Annotated in this window: 17 protein-coding genes and 1 pseudogene; 12 read left to right on the top strand and 6 right to left on the bottom strand. The window is 60.7% G+C overall.

All coding sequences use genetic code 11. The features are described from left to right. Nucleotides 1-6 precede the first annotated feature (6 nt). A complete protein-coding gene (locus LDN75_RS12520; protein ID WP_223932624.1) occupies nucleotides 7-921 on the bottom strand; it encodes a dihydrodipicolinate synthase family protein in 915 nt (304 codons plus the stop codon). A 234-nt stretch (nucleotides 922-1,155) separates the two neighbouring features. Between LDN75_RS12520 and LDN75_RS12515 the strand changes: the two genes are divergently transcribed. The 3 genes from LDN75_RS12515 to LDN75_RS12505 all read left to right on the top strand — a co-directional run bounded on the left by LDN75_RS12515 (nucleotide 1,156) and on the right by LDN75_RS12505 (nucleotide 4,219). Beyond that, on the top strand, nucleotides 1,156-1,557 hold the full coding sequence (locus LDN75_RS12515; RefSeq protein ID WP_223932623.1) for a hypothetical protein: 402 nt from the start codon (nucleotides 1,156-1,158) through the stop codon (nucleotides 1,555-1,557). A gap of 123 nt (nucleotides 1,558-1,680) precedes the next feature. Next, nucleotides 1,681-2,661, top strand: coding sequence for an alpha/beta hydrolase (locus LDN75_RS12510; protein WP_223932622.1), 981 nt, complete (start codon nucleotides 1,681-1,683; stop codon nucleotides 2,659-2,661). Between the two features lie 370 nt (nucleotides 2,662-3,031). Continuing rightward, nucleotides 3,032-4,219 (top strand): FAD-dependent monooxygenase, encoded by a 1,188-nt coding sequence (locus tag LDN75_RS12505; protein ID WP_223932621.1) that lies wholly within the window; start codon nucleotides 3,032-3,034, stop codon nucleotides 4,217-4,219. Between the two features lie 339 nt (nucleotides 4,220-4,558). Here the strand turns inward: LDN75_RS12505 and LDN75_RS12500 are convergent, their stop codons facing one another. Further along, nucleotides 4,559-5,596, bottom strand: a complete 1,038-nt coding sequence (locus LDN75_RS12500) for an AAA family ATPase (RefSeq protein ID WP_223932620.1) — start codon at nucleotides 5,594-5,596, stop codon at nucleotides 4,559-4,561. Between the two features lie 500 nt (nucleotides 5,597-6,096). Between LDN75_RS12500 and LDN75_RS12495 the strand changes: the two genes are divergently transcribed. Continuing rightward, nucleotides 6,097-7,125: an NADPH:quinone reductase gene (locus LDN75_RS12495; RefSeq protein ID WP_223932619.1), complete on the top strand. Its 1,029-nt coding sequence runs from the start codon at nucleotides 6,097-6,099 to the stop codon at nucleotides 7,123-7,125. A 63-nt stretch (nucleotides 7,126-7,188) separates the two neighbouring features. On the opposite strand, the pseudogene LDN75_RS12490 reads toward LDN75_RS12495, so the two are convergent. After that, nucleotides 7,189-7,456 (bottom strand): annotated as a pseudogene (locus tag LDN75_RS12490) (hypothetical protein); the annotation flags it as partial. Nucleotides 7,457-7,739: 283 nt separating this feature from the next. Here LDN75_RS12490 and LDN75_RS12485 point away from each other — a divergent pair. The 3 genes from LDN75_RS12485 to LDN75_RS12475 all read left to right on the top strand — a co-directional run bounded on the left by LDN75_RS12485 (nucleotide 7,740) and on the right by LDN75_RS12475 (nucleotide 10,407). Beyond that, nucleotides 7,740-8,426 carry a GAF and ANTAR domain-containing protein gene (locus LDN75_RS12485; RefSeq protein WP_223932618.1) on the top strand — a complete coding sequence of 229 codons (687 nt, stop codon included), beginning with the start codon at nucleotides 7,740-7,742 and terminating at the stop codon, nucleotides 8,424-8,426. A 9-nt stretch (nucleotides 8,427-8,435) separates the two neighbouring features. Further along, complete coding sequence (locus LDN75_RS12480; RefSeq protein WP_223932617.1) at nucleotides 8,436-9,149, top strand: GAF and ANTAR domain-containing protein; 714 nt, start codon at nucleotides 8,436-8,438, stop codon at nucleotides 9,147-9,149. Between the two features lie 73 nt (nucleotides 9,150-9,222). Further along, nucleotides 9,223-10,407, top strand: a complete 1,185-nt coding sequence (locus LDN75_RS12475; protein ID WP_223932616.1) for an acyl-CoA desaturase — start codon at nucleotides 9,223-9,225, stop codon at nucleotides 10,405-10,407. Between the two features lie 13 nt (nucleotides 10,408-10,420). On the opposite strand, the gene LDN75_RS12470 is transcribed toward LDN75_RS12475, so the two are convergent. Further along, entirely contained in the window at nucleotides 10,421-10,882 is a 462-nt protein-coding gene (locus LDN75_RS12470) for a hypothetical protein (RefSeq protein WP_223932615.1), read from the bottom strand. Nucleotides 10,883-11,317: 435 nt separating this feature from the next. Then, on the bottom strand, nucleotides 11,318-11,767 hold the full coding sequence (locus tag LDN75_RS12465) for a MepB family protein (RefSeq protein WP_223932614.1): 450 nt from the start codon (nucleotides 11,765-11,767) through the stop codon (nucleotides 11,318-11,320). 291 nt (nucleotides 11,768-12,058) lie between these two features. On the opposite strand from LDN75_RS12465, the gene LDN75_RS12460 reads away from it, so the two are divergent. After that, complete coding sequence (locus LDN75_RS12460; RefSeq protein WP_223932613.1) at nucleotides 12,059-12,268, top strand: hypothetical protein; 210 nt, start codon at nucleotides 12,059-12,061, stop codon at nucleotides 12,266-12,268. A gap of 114 nt (nucleotides 12,269-12,382) precedes the next feature. Here LDN75_RS12460 and LDN75_RS12455 read toward each other — a convergent pair whose 3' ends face one another. Beyond that, entirely contained in the window at nucleotides 12,383-13,597 is a 1,215-nt protein-coding gene (locus LDN75_RS12455) for an acyl-CoA dehydrogenase family protein (RefSeq protein ID WP_223937573.1), read from the bottom strand. 164 nt (nucleotides 13,598-13,761) lie between these two features. Here LDN75_RS12455 and LDN75_RS12450 point away from each other — a divergent pair, with 164 nt between their 5' ends. From LDN75_RS12450 to LDN75_RS12435, 4 genes are all read left to right on the top strand, one after another. Further along, nucleotides 13,762-14,667: a LysR family transcriptional regulator gene (locus LDN75_RS12450; protein ID WP_223932612.1), complete on the top strand. Its 906-nt coding sequence runs from the start codon at nucleotides 13,762-13,764 to the stop codon at nucleotides 14,665-14,667. A 210-nt stretch (nucleotides 14,668-14,877) separates the two neighbouring features. Beyond that, complete coding sequence (locus LDN75_RS12445; RefSeq protein WP_223932611.1) at nucleotides 14,878-16,380, top strand: CoA-acylating methylmalonate-semialdehyde dehydrogenase; 1,503 nt, start codon at nucleotides 14,878-14,880, stop codon at nucleotides 16,378-16,380. 2 nt (nucleotides 16,381-16,382) lie between these two features. Further along, complete coding sequence (locus LDN75_RS12440) at nucleotides 16,383-17,483, top strand: enoyl-CoA hydratase/isomerase family protein (protein WP_223932610.1); 1,101 nt, start codon at nucleotides 16,383-16,385, stop codon at nucleotides 17,481-17,483. Nucleotides 17,484-17,491: 8 nt separating this feature from the next. Beyond that, nucleotides 17,492-19,381, top strand: a complete 1,890-nt coding sequence (locus LDN75_RS12435) for a propionyl-CoA synthetase (protein WP_263422323.1) — start codon at nucleotides 17,492-17,494, stop codon at nucleotides 19,379-19,381. Nucleotides 19,382-19,414: the final 33 nt, after the last annotated feature.

Below are 19,414 nucleotides of genomic sequence, written 5' to 3'. Positions count from 1 at the left end.
CGTCGCCTACACAAATCCGTAAAACCGGCTATGCGCATCAAAGGCCGCCGACCAGGCAGTGGTCGGCGGCCTTACTGCAGCATGCTCAATGACACCTTGTCGACGCCAATGCTCTTTACGAATTGCAATGCTGGCACCCTGCTGGGTCTCAAAGTTAATAAGGCCTGCAATCTCGCCCACCGTTTTGGCTGCACCAAGTTCATCACCCATCCGCCACTTCTGCAACGCTGAAGCCAGCACTTCCGGCTTCGAAATGCCAGCGGCCATTCCAACAGCTCCGGAGCGCAGATCATCAATCAAGCCGATGCCGCCGAACCCGCCGATGAGTCGCGAGGATATCCTCGATTCCAGAAAGTTGATCCGCGTGAAGGTGGGTTCCGATTCACACTTGACCGCTTGGATGAAATCCAAACCCGAGAGAGTGTCCGCGAGGTCTTCGACACTGATTCGGATTCCTGTGGCCCTGGGCAGGTCCTGGACTATCACCGGTAAGCCCGTGGATTTGTGAACAGCACGGAGAGAGTCCCTAAACTCTCGGGGGTCGCTACTGGAGACGGGCACCATGATGGCCGACAGCTTCCCAGGCAGAGCCGAGGTCAGTTGACGCGCCTCAAGCAGAGCCTCAGCCCACCCGGGGTTCATAACACTTGCTACGACTGGTAAGCCCCCCGCGCTGCCGGCAATGGCTTCCATGGCCATGACCTTTTCCCGCATGGTCAGACTCGCAGGCTCCGCAATCACGCCCAACCCCACGAGGCTGGTGCATCCACGTTCAACCAAGACCCGTGACAGCCGCGACAGCGACTCCAAGTCGATTACTCCCCCACCAGGCCCGAATGGCGTCGCCACCATGCCCCAAAGCTCAAGTGTTTCCTGCTTGCCAGAAACGCGTGGAGTGGAAGGGTTGCCCTTGGCATTCATCTTCGAACCTATCTAGTGGGGGAAGGAGGCACCTGGTAGACCTCCGCGAGCCAGCCGCCCGTCCACGCCTGCGGCAGAGAACGAACTTCCGAAACAACTTGACGTGGAGAGGCTTCTCATGCGATATTCATCACATCAGATCGGATCCAATTCTACATGTTTACATCCAATCCATGCTCGGCGCGAGGCCTTGTGTCTGCCATCGCTAGTGATTGATCGACCTATTGGAGAGTCATGACCCAGGGAACTTTTCCACCCACTCCCGGCGACAAGCTGATATTCGAGAATGAACGCGTGCGTGTGTGGTCGATGACAATTCCCGCCCATGGAATGTTCGACTACCACCAACATTTTCACGACCACGTTATTCTGTGGCCAGAGGCCGGCCATGTTCAAGGGCAGGAACTCGGGGACCCTGACTGGTCACTTGAACAGATCGCCGAGCCGGGCTACGTGGCATTCAAGACCGTTGGAGCATCTGGCCCATTGGTTCCGCACCGGGTGCGTAGCCTGGACGACCATCCAACGACTCACTACATTGTGGAGCTCATCAGCGAACCTTCCCCTAGCAGCACCGATCTCCCCACCGTTTCGAATGACCTCGGCAAAGTCAGGGACCTGCGCAACAGATACTGACTTTCCAAGGGCCGAAAGCCCGGACCCGTCCACGGCCACGCTAGTTCACGGCATCTTCGTGCCCATGATTTCGAAACAGAATTCGCTTTCCGTGCTCCCCAAACCAGCAGAACGGAGGCAGCAATGCCAACGAACGACTCACTCGTAACTGACGGCCAAGCGCACATATCATCACTCATGCCGGCCTTCGATTATGAGAAATTGGCCCCTGCGGAACTGCTCGTGGCGCAGCCGCAGAGGTTGCTTCCCGGTACCGCCAGCTTCCTAAACATTCCGTACGCATCACCATTGGGCTGGCGGCCACTGCTGCTTGATGTTCATTTGCCGGACAGGGGACAAGGTCCATTTCCTGCAGTTATCTATGTACATGGCGGCAGTTTCCTGGGGGGGATCAAGGCCATGGGACCATGGCGTTCGCTACCTTTAGCGGGGATTGCGGTTGTATCCATCTCATATAGGTTCTCTGGCGAAGCCCAATACCCGGAGCCCGTTGAAGATGTCCGTGCCGCAGTTCGATGGACGCGTGCCAACGCGGCGCAGTTCAATCTCGCCCCTGATGCATTGGCTCTGTGGGGTAGCTCAGCAGGTGCGTACTTGGCTTCCATGGCCGCAGTCACCGGAGACTTCCCTCTCGGTCGCCCCGTGGGTCAGGAAACCACTACCTCCGCACGGGTGACATGCGTTGTCAACCATTATGGGATTTCCGACTTCGCTGCTCTTGGCGACGATGCGCTCGAAGACGACGTAGCGGAGAAGGAAGCGTTGGCCCGCATCGTCCGCCAGTTTCTTGGATTTGATCCTGCCCTCGACCGCGAGAGAGCCTTGGATGCCAACCCGATGAGGTTGGCCGCGGAGCATCCGGACACTCCACCTTTCCTCTTCATGCACGGCGACAGAGACCGCCGCGTGGGTTACAGACAAAGTCTTCGTTTCCACCAAGGACTGTTGCAGCTGGGCCGTTCTTCGACTCTGGTAACCGTGCCCGGGGCCGACCACGGGGACAAGATTTTTGAGGAAGAGGACGTGGTGGGCCGAGCGGTGGCCTTTCTGCGTAGCTGCTGGGCCAAGGCAGCCGGCAGAAACCCGTCGGGTTCCGATGACTAGCACTGCGCGTCCCAGAGCCTCCCAGCCGCGAAGCATGCGAACTGCTGGCATGCGACGCCGGGGCTTTCAGTTCCATCAGAATTGCAAGACGCTTCTGCGTCATTCTCTGTTGGGGAGCTGCCCTGCCCTGGCAGCCACAGCGAAAATCGACATTCTCTACGAAATCGTCGTACAAAGCCTGCTTATGCGGGTCACTTCTCTGGGCACCGTTTCGGACCCCAAGCACATGTACGACGGCTTTCCCGACAGGGTCACCTATGAACGAGAACTTATGAAACTGGCTCAACTATCTGGCTTCCGACTCCTGGCGCCCTAGCCAGCCGGAGCCACCAAACGAAGACTCTTCCACTCCAAACACTGAAAGACACCAATGCCACACTCAACACCCTCCGTCCATGACCTCCACACAGGGGCCGCCAACTCCCCAACCACAGCCCTCGTCGTGGGCGCGAGCATGGCTGGACTTTCAACTGCGGCCCAGCTGACAGATATCGGTTACAAAGTCACCGTTGTGGAACGGGCGCCACACCTGCGGCTCGTTGGCTCCCCCATTGACGTCCGAGGTGAAGCCCTGACTGTGGCCGACAAGATGGGCATTCTGGACACCATACGCCAACACAAGGTCGCCAGTGACGAACGGCCCGTGTTCACCACCTTCGTCGACTTCAAAGGACAAGCAGTAGCCGAGTTGCCCGTGGAAATGGCGAACGATTCCGTGGACGACATCGAAATTTCACGCGAAGCCCTCATCAACGTCCTCCACTCGAGAATCGGAACGGCGACAGACTTCGTTTATGGCGATTGGCCTGTCAGCGTGACGGAGGACGGCGCAGGGGTGGCTGTGGCCTTCGCCAGTGGAAGGAATGATAGATACCAGATTGTCGTCGGGGCGGACGGAATCCATTCATCCATCCGCAAGCTGGTTTTCGGGCCTGAATCCATCTTCAGGAAACACCTTGGTGTCTACTACGCCATCGTCGATCTTCCGACTGGCACCAAAAATATAGTCAATGAAAGCCGGACCTATAACTGTCCCGGCGGCATGGTGGGGATCAACGACTACGGGGATCGTGCGTTTGGTGTCTTTGCCTTCCGGGCGCCCGAGAGAGACTACGACTACCGTAATACAGCGGCACAGAAAGGCCTTCTGATCGAGGCGTTCGACAATGAGCAAGGCTGGCACGTACCGTTCCTCCTGGATGCAGTAAGTGATGCCGAAGACATTTACTTCGACTCCGTCAGCCAAGTCCACATGCCGCGTTGGTCGCATGGCCGCTTCGTTCTGGTCGGGGATGCGGCCCACGCAGCCTCACTGTTCTCTGGACGAGGAACGTCATTGGCAATGATGGGCGCCGCCATCCTGGCCGAGGCTCTCACGGAATCAGGACATGAACCATCCGCGGCCTTCGAGCGCTACGAAACGCGTCTGCGGCCAGCAGTCCAAAAAGCCCAGGAGGGCGTCAGTGAGGCGCGCGACTTCATGGTTCCCGAAACCCAGGCCGGCATCGACCAGCGCAACCTACGTTTCCCCCTGAAGTCAGCCTCACACCTCGTCTAAGAACCGGCCAGATCAGCAGACCGCCCAGCGGGGCGCGCCGGCCCAACAGTATTCTGCAGGTCCCCCTCACTGCCTTCCATGAATCCGTGGCCGGGCAGGCGGCAGGGATCGCAAAGGAACGACGGCGGGCCCCGCCTTGGGAAGGCAACATTCATTTCCGGTCCCCGGTGCCACCTGCGTGCGGTCGTACGTCGCTTCTGGCAGCACGGGTTGTGTCGGTGGCCTGGATGCCAAAGGGCTCGAGAACGCTATGGGTATCTCTGGGTTGCGTTGGGCGGCCAGATACACCTGACTTCCCCCAATGACAGGCATTGGCCTGACAGTTGCCACAGGATCCGCTCAGACCAGCCAGCGCCACCAGCGTGACTGTTCCGGTCGTGGCGGTGTCGGTTCCGGCTCCGGCTCCTCGCCCAAGGCCAGCGCGGCCTCGACGATGTCGTCCTCCGTGAGCGTCATGACGGCCTCACGATCGAGCGCGTCGAGACTTTGTTCCTTGTCGCGCGACAGCCGCAGCGCCTGGCGGTTGAGCGCCTGCTCGAACAGCGTGCGGGCGAACCGTGCGTTGCCGGAGTCCTCGCCCGCGTGGAGCCCGGTGAGGATGCGGCGCAGCATCTGGTCCGCACCCGGCTCCAGCGTGTACTCGTGCTGGACCAGCATCTGGTGGAAAATCGTCTGGAGTGCGTCGACGGAGTAGTCGGGGAACGTGATCTCTCGGGCGAACCTGGACCGCAGTCCGGGGTTGGAGAGCAAGAAGGACTCCATCAGCCGCGGGTACCCGGCCACGATCACCACCAAGCGGTGGCGATGGTCCTCCATCCGCTTGAGCAGGACCTCGATGGCTTCCGGGCCGAAGTCCATCCGGCCGTCCTCCGGGGTCAACGCGTACGCTTCGTCGATGAACAGGACGCCGTCCAGCGCACGCCGGATCACCCGGTCCGTCTTGATGGCGGTTGCGCCGACGTACTGCCCCACCAGGCCCGAACGGTCGACCTCGACCAGGTGCCCTTTCTGCAGCAGACCAACTGCTCGGTACATCTCGGCCAGGAGCCGCGCCACGGTGGTCTTGCCCGTGCCCGGGTTTCCGAGGAACACCAGATGCTGCGATGTGGCCACTTCCGGCAGGCCGTGCATCTTACGGCGGGCTTGGACCTGGAGCAATGCGACGAGCGCCCGCACCTGTTCCTTCACGGTCTCCAGTCCAACCAGCGCATCGAGTTCGGCCTGCACCTCTGACAGTGGCCGGCCCGGCCCGGGCTTCGCACCCATGAGGTCGCCGACCAGGTCGTCGACGCGCTCCGAACCGGACAGCTTGAGCTGGTTGGCTAGATGACCGATGGTTTCGCGCAGGTCATCGAGCGGATTGCGGCTGGCAGCCATACATCCACTGTAGTACTCGATTTCCGACCAGCGTGGGGTTGGCCCCACGAGTATCAGCTTCCTGCTGGGCGTCGTGGCCCGCAGGCACACTTCGTCCTGGCACTCCCGACGACGCACGCGCAAGCCACCGACGAGAGGCCAGCGGACCTGGCTCCGTTCAGGGACGACAGCTGGGTGTGGCTTCCGCGCGCGATCTCGCCGGATTATCACGACGAAATGGTGGCAGCCTGCCGCCAGGCAGGATTCAGCCCGCCTCAGCACAGCCGACGGAGAACTCCTCGCCACTGCCACGAGCACGCTGCTCGTGTTTCCCCACAAACCGGGCACTGGGGCAACATGACGGCCTCGCAGGGCTTCTTGGCGCAGCCGTCTGGTATCTGATGTGGCTACCAGATGGTCCGCCAGGATCATTGGACCTGTTGCAGGAAGTTGCCGCCGTCGTCCTTCGATAGGGTGGTTCGGTAGGTTCGGCCACGGGTACCCGGCTCATGGGAGAAGACATGAAAGCGATTGTGTACGAAGAAACAGGTTCGTCCTCAGTGCTGAAGTTTCAGGACAAGCCGCTGGCTGACCCCGGCGCGGGTGAGGTTCGGGTTCGCATCGTCGTCTCCGGGGTGAACCCCACCGACTGGAAGGCCCGGGCAGGCGGAGGACGAAACATCCCGCTGGAAGCGCCGAAGGTTCCTAACCAGGACGGCGCCGGCGTGATCGACGAGATCGGCTCCGGAGTGACAGGACTCAGCGTCGGCGACCGAGTCTGGCTCTGGGACGTCGCCTGGGACAGCCATGAGGGCACAGCACAGGAGTATGCGGTTGTACCGGCCGCCAAAGCAGTGGCGCTTCCGGACGCAGAGTCCTTCGATACGGGGGCGTCCATCGGCATCCCCGCCCTGACAGCGCACCGGGCGCTGACCTCGAACGAGGACGGCCCTGCCAGGCTCTCCCCCGGCGCGTTGGCGGGACGAACGGTACTGGTCACCGGCGGTGCAGGCGCAGTGGGACACGCTGCGATTCAGCTCGCAAATTGGGCCGGAGCAACCATCATCACGACTGTCAGCGGAGATCGGAAAGCTGAACTCGCACGCCTCGCGGGAGCCCATACCATCGTGAACTACCGCACCGACGACGTCGTGGCTGCCGTCCGTCGCTCCGCCCCCGGCGGGGTCGACACCATCGTTGACGTCAACGCTCCAGCCAACATCGATTCCGACGTGAAGGTGCTCAAGCCAAGCGGAACCATAGCCATCTACGCGGCGAACCCCGGAGAAACAGTGACAGTTCCAATCCGCGAAAGCATGACCAAGAACGTCCGATACCAGTTCATTCTCACTTACACCGTGACGGACGAGCAGAAAGAGCACGCCGTGGCAGCCGTCTTTGAGGCGCTGAAGGCCGGCGCGTTGCGCGTCGGCGAAGCGCACGGCCTGCCGCTGACCCGCTTCCCGCTCGAAGATACCGCCGCGGCACATGATGCCGTGGAGCAGGGCACCATCGGGAAGGTGCTCATCGACGTCGCACCATCATCCTGAGACTCGCCATGGCCTCCAGGCCAACCGGGTCGGGGCCCAAACAGGAAATTCAATGACCTACTGCTATGGGAGCCGAACAGCATTGCCCCATTCCGTCCATGAGCCGTCATAGTTTCCCGCCGCGGAGGACCCCCTCCTGCGGGTAATCGGGGATTGAAGTTCGCTCGCCCGTGTATTCCTCAGGGTTGTTGCGGATATAGGCCGCCCACCAGTTGTGCTTGTCACCATAAATGACAACGGTACTGTCCCGTGAAATACCTCGGGAGGTCATCAGGTTGGCAAATTCCTGTCCGGTCAAATAGTCGCGCATCACCTGGTTGTTCAGAAATGTGGATATTGTCCACACTTCGTTTGGCTCGATCGACCACCGAAGAACAAACATCAGCCGGGCCAAGTGCGGCCCAATGGGTCAGCAAATCCCACACCTCAACCTACTTCGAAAAATGGCGAACCCCGCGAAAGGGAGTGAACAGACCGTGATGACAGCCGCCGTCGAGAGTCACCAGCGCCGGCGGGTTTATGGTTGAGGAAGCAGTCAGAGTCCGGCTGTCTTCCAAAAAACAGGAATGGTGGTCGTTGGTGCAGCCGAGCCATCGCGTAAGAGCTGACAAAGCGTGCCTGAGGTGACCTCAGCGGCGGCGTATGGACCCCACGGCGATCTGTGTGCCGCATTCCTCCAGGAACTGCCCATCGACGGCGCAGCTGTTTCCATTTTCGGTGGTTCTGCAGCCGAAACATTGATGTGCGCGTCCGACGTTACGGCCGCCCGGCTTGATGAGCTCCAGTACGATCTCGGGGACGGACCACGGTGGGATGTTTTCCGCACCCAACTGCCGGTCATGATCCCAGACCTCAGCGCCGCCGGAGTGCGCTTATGGCCGGCGTTCGCCGAAGCTGCGGCCACGACCGACGCAGCCGCGCTCTTTGTCTTCCCGTTGCTCGCCGGTGGCCTGGTCATCGGTGTGGCGGAACTTTACTGCACTTCTCCGCGCGAATTCAGTCCCGCCCAGATCAGCCGGGCCACCCACATCGCCAGCCGGACCGCCTGGACTTTGCTGCGGGGATTGATGCCAGACCATGAGACCGAATCCGCGGCCATTCCAGTGGCCCGTCGGGAAATCCACCAGGCAACCGGTATGGTGCTGGTCCAGACCGGAAGCACCGCCGCCGAAGCGTTGCTGTTGCTCCGCGGTCATGCCTTCGCCAGCGGACGTTCCCTGCAGGACACCGCCGTGGACGTGGTGAACCGACGGCTGAATTTCACCCCGGCACCGGACGCCGCCGATAGCGGTCCACAGTAAAATGCTGACATGGTAAACAAAAGCAGAGCCGAGCGTCTCAGCGATACGTTCGTGAAGCTTACCGACACCCTCGTTGCTGACTACGACGTCCTGGACCTCCTCCACACCCTCGTGGAGGACGCCGTCGACTTGCTCGACGCCGCCCATGCCGGACTGTTGCTCTCCGACGCCGACGGGAACCTGCAACTGCTCGCCTCCACCAGCGAGCAAAGCCAACTGGTGGAGCTGCTGCAACTCGAAGCCGGAGCTGGCCCCTGCGTGGAGTGCTACCGCACCGGAACCGTCATCACCGTCGATGACATCGGCACCCTTGGTGACCGCTGGCCGGCATTCCAACACATTGCCTTGGACATGGGATTCAGGTCAGTGCACGCCGTGCCAATGCGCGTCCACACCAGGGTCATCGGCGCCATGGGCCTGTTCGGCGCCGAAACCGGCGCCCTAACCCCCGAAGACGCCTCCATCGCCCAGGCCATGGCCGACGTGGCGACCATCAGCCTTCTCCAGGAACGCACCATCCGCGAAGCGGGCGTCCTCAACGACCAACTGCAACGCGCGCTAACCACCCGGGTGCTCATCGAGCAGGCCAAGGGTGTCATCGCACAGACCAAGAACCTCGACATGGACAGTGCTTTCAATGTGCTACGCGCACATGCCCGCTCCTCCCGGCAAAACCTTCACGACGTCGCCGAAAGCATCATCAAGCGCACTTTGATGATCTAGCACTTTCCGGGCACGCCCCACTTGAAAGGATTGCCCGGCAAGGTCCATTCCCTCTGGACTCACATCGCCCTTCGTGCCTACGCTGGTGTTGTTGCCCCAGACCTCGGCAGCGCATCACCAGCGCGCACGAGGAGGCAACACCTTGACCTCAACCCATCAGCCCCCGCCGGTCGTACCCACGCTCACGCCAATATCCAAGCATGCAACGCCCGGAATCCGGATCAACAAAGTCACCAACAGCTACGCGGGCCTCTTGACGTCAGTCAAGGAGGCCGGGCTGCTTGAGCGGTGCCGGCGCTATTACCTCCTGCTCTTGATGCTCCTGGTCGTCGCGGGCGCCGCTGTCTGGGTGGCGTTCTTCCTTCTAGGCGACTCTTGGCTCCAGCTTGCAGTCGCGGCCGTGCTCGGTGTCGTGTTCACGCAGTTCGCGTTGGTCGGCCACGAAGCTGCGCACCTTCAGGTGTTCTCCTCCCGGGCTGCAAATGAGTGGACTGCACGCCTGATCGCCACCCTGATGGTGGGTATGAGTTATGCCTACTGGACCGACAAGCACTCAAGGCACCACGCCCGACCGAACGTGGTTAATAAGGATCCGGACATCGCTCCCGGCGCCATCGTCTTCCACAACGAAGTGCCGACCAAGCGTGGGCGCTTTTCCCGGGCCTACGGCAAGCGACAGGGCTTTCTCCTTTTCCCGCTGCTTTTGTTCCTTGGATGGACATTGCACATCGACTCGCTGAAGTATCTGCTGCGTCGCGGGCCGGTGAAGTACCGATGGCTTGAGCTTGGCCTGCTGGGTCTGCGCCTCGGCACCTACATCGGATTGCTGTTCCTTGTGCTGTCCCCTGGTGTCGCCGCAGCGTTTATCGGGGTTCAGGTCGCCGTCTTCGGGTTGTATATGGGCGGAACCTTTGCACCAAACCACAAAGGAATGCCGATACTTCCCGAAAACAGCCGTGCCGACTTCCTGACCCGGCAGGTGCTCACTTCCCGAAATATCACCGGCGGTGGATTCGTCACGTTCTTCATGGGTGGGCTCAACTACCAGATCGAACACCATTTGTTTCCCGACATGCCCCGTCGGCATCTTCGCGAAGCCAGCCAGTTGGTCAAAGCACACTGCGCTCTCACAGGCATCCCCTACACCGAGACTGGGCTGATGAGCTCCTACGGAATCGTTATCCGCTACCTCAACAAGGTAGGACTCAAGGCCGCAGACCCGTTCACCTGCCCCCTCGCCCAAGGGCACCGACGCTAACGGGCCATTGCGCTCACACGCATGTCTCCGGCAACATCAGGACACAATCCGCCCCGGGCCTAAAATGCGGATTTCGCAGCGGTTTGTCCCGCTTAACGAACCGCCACCCTCCGTTCTCCGATGTCGAAACCAGGCCCTCCAGGCACGGAGTCAATAAGGCGTCGGGTATACGGGTGCCAGTGGCGGAATCGTCGTCGAAAACCTCATCCAATGCGAAGTCCTTGGCCGAAACCGTGACGAGCTCTGCCTTGCGTTCTGCGATGGAGGGCGTAGCGGCGAGAAGGGCTTTCGTGTAGGGGTGCTTCACCTTGCCGGCAGCGAGTTCTTCGCCGGTGAGCCGCTCCAGGATCTTGCCCCGGCTGCCGGTAAGACCTTCAGGATGATCGCGAAGACCGCCGGCCCCATTGGCGCACGGGAGGACGGACCGGCCGCCTGAGTGGCACACCCCGAACCATAGAGCCACCTCGGATTCCATATACATCCCCTTCCACCGCATTGAAGTCCGCCAAAAAGGCCAATGTGGCCCGCTCCCCCGCTAGCCCAAGCCTGACGCGCATGGGATGAGTCAACATGCCTTCGAGGTCGCGCGAGTTGCCAAGTTTAAGCATTTGCTTGACATCATGTGAACTGATGTTCGACCTCACCGGGACAGTAGAAAGGGACCGGCACCGAACGATATTCACGGTTCGCTGATCACATCGGGTACTTGCCCGAGGAGCGTGTCTCCCGGACGTTGCCTTCGGCTCGGTGCTTGCAGCGAGCCGAAGGCGTCGTCAGGCTCGCCTCCCGAGGGCGTCGGACCGACCACCGCGGAACGAGTCGCAGGGTCCGGTCGGCACGGTCAGCGGTCGGCTTACGGGAGATGTTGGATTGCCTGCTCGTTTTCAGTTACGGTCCTCGACGCGTTGCTTCAAGGAAGCTCGACGAACACAGACCCCTGCGCGCGCTGAGTGCGTGACGCTTGAGAATTCAGGTCGGTGCACCATGCGGGATAGACGCGGAATCCGCGTTTGCCGGGATGCCAGTCGGAGCTGACGTATCCGAGCGAGGTCAGGTGCTCCGTGGTGAATTGGAAGACCCCGAACCGCTCCTGCTCCTCTACGAAGACGAGCAGTCCAGACATCGACTCGTTAGCCGTGAAGGGCCTGGTGGATCCGCCTTCGCCGCGTTTCCAGACCGCGACGAAGGCGCCCGGCTTCGTCGGTGTGATCCGGGCGGTGCGGATTCGCCACTGCTCGTTCCCGATGCGTGCAACCCCGGATTCGTAGTCGCTGTTCTGTTCTTCAACCTGGACGACAGGCTCTGCATCGACAGCAGCAGGTGCGAGATCGATGAAGCGCTTGAATGCGTGGAAATTCACTCTCAAACTGTAATCGCTCAAGAATCCGGCCTGAAACCTGCCCGCCGCAAGCCAGGACTATGGTGGTCCGGGAGGTCATAGCCGCCTTAAGGTCAGCGTTCAGTTGCTCTACCGCCTCGATCCACAGCGTTCGAAGCGAATCCTGTCACTCCCAGCAGAATCCCGCTGATGTTGGGAATCCATTCCCCTTTTCGCATCAGCTTTTTGGGCGCGGATGTCGAGGAAATCCGGCATCGTAAGTAAACTGACCATTGAGCCGCTGAAGATCATCAACGACACTGGGGATACGGCATGGATGACCCACGGAAGACAGCACGACAGCTCATAGCGAAACACGAAATCACCCTTGAGCGTCTATGGCTCAGGTACTGGGCTGAAGGCGGGAACGCTTCCGAACCCGAATTCGACGCCTTCGTTCACGGAGCACTGCGGTTGCCACGATTCGATCTCCGGGTCCTCACCTGGGCCATGGAAGACCTCGACACCAGCTCTGCGCACTGACCACACATCCCAGCCCCCAAAGCGGTGGAACTAGTCCTCCTCCCGCGATTCCACCGTCCAACGCTCACGGTGAATGCCGCCGCATACGTATAGTGCGTTCCGATCAGCTCAGGACTAGACGAATGCGGATTTTCCGGTGACGGCACGGCCGACAATGAGTGAATTCATCTCGTAGGTTCCCTCGTATGTGTAGAGGATCTCGGCGTCCCCCAGCAGCTTGCCCATTTCGTAGTCGCTGCTTATCCCGTTTCCGCCAAGCAGGGATCTGCCCATGGCTACCGAAGCCCTCGCCATCCGGGTGGTGGTTGCCTTGCTCATGGCGGCTTGGGCCATCTCAAGCTTTCCATCGGTCTGTATTCTCGCCAGGTGTGCCATCAATCCGAGCGACGCCGTGGCGTTCCCGATGATCTCGGCCAGCTGTTGCTGTACCAGTTGGAACTTAGCGAGTTCCCGACCAAACTGCTTTCGCTTCAGCGAGTAGGCGCGGGCGATATCAAATGCCGCGAGCTGAATGCCGGCGGCCTGCCAGCCTACCCATGCCCGGGAATCCCGCAAGAGGTCGTTTGCTTTCGAGAAGTCGGTCGCTCCCGGCAGGAGGTTTGCTTCGGGAATCCGCACGGACCGCAACTCGATGTGGGCGTTTTGCATGATCCGCAAACCGATCTTGTTGCAGATTTTCGTTGCCGAGTATCCGGGGCGATCCGTCTCAACAATGAAGCCCTTAATCTGCCCATCCGCGACATCCCGGGCCCAGACCAAAGCGAAGTCGGCGACAGTACCCGAGCCTATCCAGCGTTTTGCACCATCGATGACCCATTCCCCGCCTTCAAGGCGGGCAGTAGTCTCAACGCCGCCGGCTATATCTGAACCATGGTCCGGCTCCGTGAGGGCAAATGCGCCGAGTTGCCGGAATGAGGTCAGACCAGGGAGCCAACGGTCTTTTTGGGCCTGCGACCCCAATGCGTTAATCATTCCCACGATGAGTTCATTGTGGATGCCTACCAGGGCTGACAGTGAGACGTCCGCTCGAGCGACCTCAACATATACGAGTCCCTTAAACAGGACTGATGTTCCGTCCGTTTGCAAGCCTCCCAATCCATAGGCTCCGAGCTTGGGCAGGAGCTCGAACGGGAACTCCTCCCTGTTCCAATAGTCAATGGTTGCTGCCCGGACGTCCTCCTGAAGAAATCTACGGATGTCCAACAGCCGGGAACGCTCGGCCGGTGGGAGCAGATCCAAGATATGCATCATGTCGGCATCAGGGAAAGGCGGCACTATGGTTGGCGCCACTTCGTCGGGCAGGTTGCGGACTCTTTCTTCCAGTTTCATGGGCATGTGTCCTTTCATCCTTGACAGGAGTAGCTTGACTGGGCTTACTGGCAGCAGAAACGCACCAGGTCCTCATAGTAGGACTTCCTAGTAGATACTAGGAAGTCCTACTAAAGGTTTGTTTAGGCAGACATAGTGTGCGTTGATGCACAGGAGGCGAAACGTTGGACTTTAAAGGACTTCCAAGCGCAGACGATCTTCTCGTCCTGCTCACTGTTGCCCGCTTGGGTAGATTCAACGCGGTCGCTGAGGCGCTGGAAACCACCCACACCACCATCTCGAGGCGGATCATCGCCTTGGATAAACGTCTGGGCGGCCGCACCCTGGAACGCACTCCCTATGGTTGGGAGCTGACCGAGTTGGGACGACAGGCGGTCGCTGCGGCAGAGGGCGTTGAGCGAAGCTTGGGAGGCCTTGCGGCCGGCTTGGAACGCACTTCCGATTCGCTCTCGGGTTTGGTCAGGATCAGCACCCCCGACGTGTTCGGACCCATGTTCGTGACGCCGGCGCTCGTGCGGCTTCAGCGCAGAAACCCCTTGCTCCGGATCGAAATGCTCAATGCCACACGCAAGCTGAGCCGGAACAGGTCCGGCGTGGATCTTGAGATTGTCGCCGGCATCGTGGAGGCGGGGAGAACTGAGACAATCTTCCTCGCTGACTACGTCCTCCGCCTTTATGCCAGCCCAAATTACCTGAAAGAGCGCGGGACGCCCCAAACACTTCCGGAACTTCAAAGCCACAGCTTCGTGTCCTACGTGGAGTCACTTCTTCAAGTTGTCGAAATAGGGCACCGTTCGCAAACCCTGACAGAGAGTCCGGCAAACTTTCAGGCAACAAGCCTCTTTGCCCAGCTGGAGGCGGTTCGACATAACGGCGGAATCGGCCTCCTGCCCTCCTTCATGGTCTACGGACTCCCGGGTTTTGTCCCCGTACTGCCGCATGGTTTTGAACGGCGGCTCAGTTTCTGGGCCGCGGCCAGACCAGAATCACTTCGCTCCCCTGCCGTCCAGGCCGTCATCAAGGCCGTTCTGTCGGAAGTCCGCAGCCGCCAAGACGAACTGATGGCCTAACCGTCGGAACAAGGGCCGACCCATCGCTGATGCCATGTGCACGTATGCACATGGCATCTGCTTTAACTGCGCTTGTTCGCACCGTTGAGGCGGTGGGACGCTGAATCAACGGCCCAGCAGAAAGCTGGAATCCCCCAGACCTTCGACCAGATGATGGATCACCCAGCCCACGGAACCGAGGCCAGTGATCCAGAAGCAAAGGAGCATTTCATGGTCAACGTACTCACGCACTACATTGGCGGAACACGCACGGAGGGCACGTCCAAGCGCTTCGGCGACGTCTTTGACCCCTGCACCGGACAGGTGCAGGCACGTGTCCCGCTTGCCACCCCCGCAGAGGTAAGCGAGTCTGTGGCCAATGCCGAAAAGGGTCACGCGGAATGGTCAGCGATGAACCCGCAGCGCCGCGGCCGAATCCTGCTGAAGTTCGTCGCACTCGTCAATGAACATCTGGACGAGCTCGCTGAAATGCTCTCATCTGAGCACGGCAAGACCTTTGCCGATGCGAAGGGGGACATCCAGCGTGGCCTTGAGGTCGTGGAATTCTCAGCTGGAGCGGCTGCTCATTTGTTGAAGGGTGAGTTCTCCGACAGTGTCGGGACGGGAATCGACGTCCACTCCCTGCGGAAGCCGCTCGGCGTCGTCGCGGGCATCAGCCCCTTCAATTTTCCAGCCATGATCCCCCTGTGGCAGGCTGGACCCGCGTTGGCTGCCGGCAACGCCTTCGTCCTCAAGCCTTCCGAACGCGATCCGTCCGTTCCTCTTCGTCTGGCGGAACTACTCACCGAAGCAGGGTTGCCGGACGGCGTGTTCAACGTGATCAACGGCGACAAGGAAGCCGTTGACGCTCTCCTTGAGGACCCGCGCGTCAAAGCAATTGGTTTCGTTGGCTCCACGCCGATCGCTCAGTACATCTACGCGACGGCCGCCGCGCAGGGCAAGCGTGCCCAGTGCTTCGGCGGAGCCAAGAACCACATGGTGATCCTTCCGGACGCCGATCTGGATATGACCGCTGACGCCTTGATCGGCGCGGCTTACGGCTCCGCGGGCGAACGCTGCATGGCGATATCAGTCGCAGTGCCGGTGGGCGAAAAGACGGCCGACGCGCTGGTTGCCAAGCTCAAAGAGCGGATCAACAAACTCACCGTCGGGCACAGCATGAATAAGGCCAGCGACTTCGGTCCGGTCATTGCTGCATCAGCGAAGGACCGCATCGAGTCCTACATTGCCGCCGGTCAGGACTCAGGAGCCACCCTGGTGGTGGACGGGCGTGGACCAACCGTAGAGGGCTATGAGGGCGGATTCTGGGTAGGCCCCACCCTGTTCGACCACGTGACGCCGGAAATGAGCATCTACAAAGAGGAGATCTTTGGTCCCGTGCTGAGCGTTGTCCGCGCCGAGGACTACGACGAAGCACTGCGCTTGTGCAACGAGCACGAGTTCGGCAACGGCGTCGCGGTCTTCACACGCGACGGCGATGCGGCGCGCGACTTTTCCAGCCGGGTCGAGGTCGGCATGGTGGGAATCAACGTTCCGCTCCCGGTCCCGATTGCTTACTACACTTTCGGCGGCTGGAAAGCATCTGGCTTCGGCGACCTTAACCAGCACGGACCGGATGCGTTCCGCTTCTACACAAAAACCAAGACTGTCACCAGCCGCTGGCCGTCGGGCATCCGCGGGGGCGCCAGCTTCGTCATGCCTGCCGGAAGTTGAACATGCCCACCGACCAAGTCCTCTTCGAACGTCGAGGCCGGCTCGGCATCATCGTGCTCAACCGGCCCCGGAACATCAACGCGCTAACCCCACAGATGGTGGAAGCAATGCTCGCCAAGCTTGGCGAGTGGGCCGAAGACGATGCGGTGAGGACGGTCCTGATGCGGGGCGCCGGGGAACGCGGCCTCTGCGCCGGCGGCGACATCGTGGCGATCTACCGGGACATAGTCGACGACGGCGGCAGCGCCACTGCGCAGTTCTGGGCCAGGGAGTACCGTCTCAACTCGCTCATCAGCCGCTATCCCAAGCCGTACGTGGCGTTTATGGACGGTCTGGTGCTCGGCGGCGGTGTGGGCATTTCGGCCCACGGCTCCCACCGTGTCGTTACCGAGCGCACACGAATGGGGATGCCGGAGACAACGATTGGTTTCGTTCCCGACGTCGGCGGTACCTTCTTGCTCGCGGCAGCCCCTGGTGAGTCCGGAACCCATGCGGCCCTGACAGGTGCCCACCTCGACGGCGCCGACGTCCTGCACCTTGGCCTCGCTGACCACTTCGTTGCGGGCGACAGACTGGACTCACTTGCGACGGCGCTGGAAGAGGAGTCTGCCGACGACGCCGTCGCGCGCTTCGTCCAGGAGCCACCGCCTTCCAGCCTGGCTGCAGAGAGGACCTGGATAGACCATGCCTACGCGAGCGACGACGTCGGCGAAATCGTGCGTCGTCTACGGACCGCATCGGTACCGGAGGCGGACCACGCAGCGGACACTATCGAGGCCAAGTCACCGACGGCCCTCAAAGTCACACTTCAGGCACTTAGATTTGCGCGGGCGCGGGATCTGGCTCTTGAGGAAGCACTGGACATGGAATACCGCATCGGTCTCCGTTTTCTGGAAGGCAACGACTTCCGTGAGGGCATCCGCGCACAAGTCATCGACAAAGACCGGAGTCCCCGCTGGAACCCGGCAACCACGGTCGACGTGACCAACGACATGGTTGCGGCGTGCTTCGCATCCCTCGGCCGACGTGAGCTCGGGCTTGGCAATCAGTTGACGCAACCGAGGCCAGCAACCAACCAATTTTCAACTTTTTCAGGAGTGTGAAGCATTCCATGTCTGCATACGCTGATAGCTACTCACGCAGTATGGCCGACCCCCAATCGTTCTGGCTCGAAGCCGCCGGCGCGATCGACTGGTATGAAAAGCCCCATCGCGCGCTCGACGACTCCGAGGCGCCGTTCTTCAACTGGTTCCCGGACGGCGTACTCAACACCTGTTACAACGCGCTTGACCGGCACGTGGTCCAAGGGAAAGGTGACCGACTGGCCCTCGTCTGGGAATCGGCAATGGCCAATCGAACGGAACGCTATACATACACCGAACTCCTTGACCTGGTCAGCCGGTTCGCAGGCGCCCTTCGCGACCTGGGCGTAGGCCGCGGAGACCGCGTGCTGATCTACATGCCGATGGTTCCCGAAGCCGCCATTGCGATGCTGGCGTGTGCTCGGCTAGGCGCAATTCACTCGGTGGTCTTTGGTGGTTTTGCCGCTCCTGAACTTGCCTCGCGAATCGACGATGCCGAGCCAACAGTCATCGTGGCTGCATCCTGTGGCCTCGAGCCAGGCCGTGTTGTGGAATATACCCCTATCATCCGGGCTGCATTGGAAAAGACCAGCCACCGTCCCGATGCCACGATCATCCTTCAACGTGAACAGTCCATGTCGGAACTGGGAGAAGGCGAATTCGATTGGGATGCCGTCATTGCCGCTGCCGAACCGGCCGAATGCGAACCCGTCATGTCAACCGATCCCCTCTACATCCTTTACACCTCGGGAACCACAGGAAAACCCAAAGGTGTAGTCCGGGACAACGGCGGCCACGCCGTCGCCCTGGCTTGGTCCCTGCCCAACGTGTACAACGTTCAACCAGGGGAAACCATGTGGGCGGCCTCAGATGTCGGATGGCAGGTCGGCCACACTTACACGGTGTATGGGCCCCTTATTTGCGGAGCCACTACTGTCATGTTCGAGGGAAAGCCTGTTGGAACTCCGGACGCAGGTGCGTTCTGGCGCATCATCGAGAAGTACAAAGTCAAAGTATTGCTCACTGCACCTACGGCCATCCGGGCAATTAAACGGGTTGACCCCGACGGGAAGTGGTTGGACGGGCACGATCTCAGCAGTCTGGAGACCCTGTTCCTCGCAGGCGAAAGGCTTGATCCAGACACTTACTCGTGGGCTGGCAACATCCTGGGCGTTCCGGTGGTCGACCACTGGTGGCAAACGGAAACCGGATGGCCCGCATGCGCGAACCTCCGCGGTCTGGACCCTATGCCCCTCAAGCCGGGGTCGCCCTCGGTTCCTGTTCCCGGGTTCGACATTCGGGTGCTCTCACCGGACGGCAATCCGGTTGAGGCCGGTAGCGAGGGGATGCTTTGTATTAGACTGCCGCAACCCCCAGGCATGCTGAGCACCCTCTGGAAAGACAAAGAACGCTATCGGAAGGCGTACTTGAGCCGGTTTGACGGGTACTATCTCACCGGCGACAGCGGCCTGATCGATGAGGACGGATACGTGTTTGTCATGGGACGCACTGATGATGTCATCAACGTTGCCGGCCACCGTTTGTCCACTGGGGTCATGGAAGCGGTATTGGCTGCTCATCCGGCCGTCGCTGAATGCGCGGTCATCGGAGTACCCGACGCGTTGAAGGGACAGGTGGCCCGGGGCTTCGTGGTCTTGAAAACCGGGGCCAACATTGCCGAGGACACCTTGCGAGAACAGATCATCGCCTCTGTCCGCGCAGAGGTTGGACCGGTTGCGGCCTTTCGCGAACTATACGTCGTGGACGGCCTCCCGAAGACGCGCTCGGGAAAGATTCTGCGCCGCAGCATGCGGGCAATCGCCGAAGGGCGCAGTGAAGCGCTGCCGGCGACCATCGAGAATCCCGAAATCTTCACTTCGCTGAGCCCAATACTTCAGGGTAAGCACGCCAATCACTAGTCGCTCGACATGCCCGACCAAAAGCACTCATCG

It is taken from the genome of Arthrobacter sp. StoSoilB5 (genome assembly GCF_019977235.1).
Lineage (GTDB): Bacteria > Actinomycetota > Actinomycetes > Actinomycetales > Micrococcaceae > Arthrobacter.
Note: the sequence above shows the minus strand (reverse complement) of the source record. Positions and strands in the feature narration are given on the sequence as shown.

Bases quoted from the DNA above. Each gene is read 5' to 3' on its own strand.
- LDN75_RS12445 (WP_223932611.1), top strand. From the start codon at position 14,878: ATGGTCAACGTACTCACGCACTACATTGGCGGAACACGCACGGAGGGC.
- LDN75_RS12505 (WP_223932621.1), top strand. From the start codon at position 3,032: ATGCCACACTCAACACCCTCCGTCCATGACCTCCACACAGGGGCCGCC.
- LDN75_RS12435 (WP_263422323.1), top strand. From the start codon at position 17,492: ATGTCTGCATACGCTGATAGCTACTCACGCAGTATGGCCGACCCCCAA.
- LDN75_RS12440 (WP_223932610.1), top strand. From the start codon at position 16,383: ATGCCCACCGACCAAGTCCTCTTCGAACGTCGAGGCCGGCTCGGCATC.
- LDN75_RS12455 (WP_223937573.1), bottom strand. From the start codon at position 13,597: ATGAAACTGGAAGAAAGAGTCCGCAACCTGCCCGACGAAGTGGCGCCA.
- LDN75_RS12500 (WP_223932620.1), bottom strand. From the start codon at position 5,596: ATGGCTGCCAGCCGCAATCCGCTCGATGACCTGCGCGAAACCATCGGT.
- LDN75_RS12510 (WP_223932622.1), top strand. From the start codon at position 1,681: ATGCCAACGAACGACTCACTCGTAACTGACGGCCAAGCGCACATATCA.
- LDN75_RS12495 (WP_223932619.1), top strand. From the start codon at position 6,097: ATGAAAGCGATTGTGTACGAAGAAACAGGTTCGTCCTCAGTGCTGAAG.
- LDN75_RS12520 (WP_223932624.1), bottom strand. From the start codon at position 921: ATGAATGCCAAGGGCAACCCTTCCACTCCACGCGTTTCTGGCAAGCAG.
- LDN75_RS12460 (WP_223932613.1), top strand. From the start codon at position 12,059: ATGGATGACCCACGGAAGACAGCACGACAGCTCATAGCGAAACACGAA.
- LDN75_RS12470 (WP_223932615.1), bottom strand. From the start codon at position 10,882: ATGGAATCCGAGGTGGCTCTATGGTTCGGGGTGTGCCACTCAGGCGGC.
- LDN75_RS12515 (WP_223932623.1), top strand. From the start codon at position 1,156: ATGACCCAGGGAACTTTTCCACCCACTCCCGGCGACAAGCTGATATTC.
- LDN75_RS12480 (WP_223932617.1), top strand. From the start codon at position 8,436: ATGGTAAACAAAAGCAGAGCCGAGCGTCTCAGCGATACGTTCGTGAAG.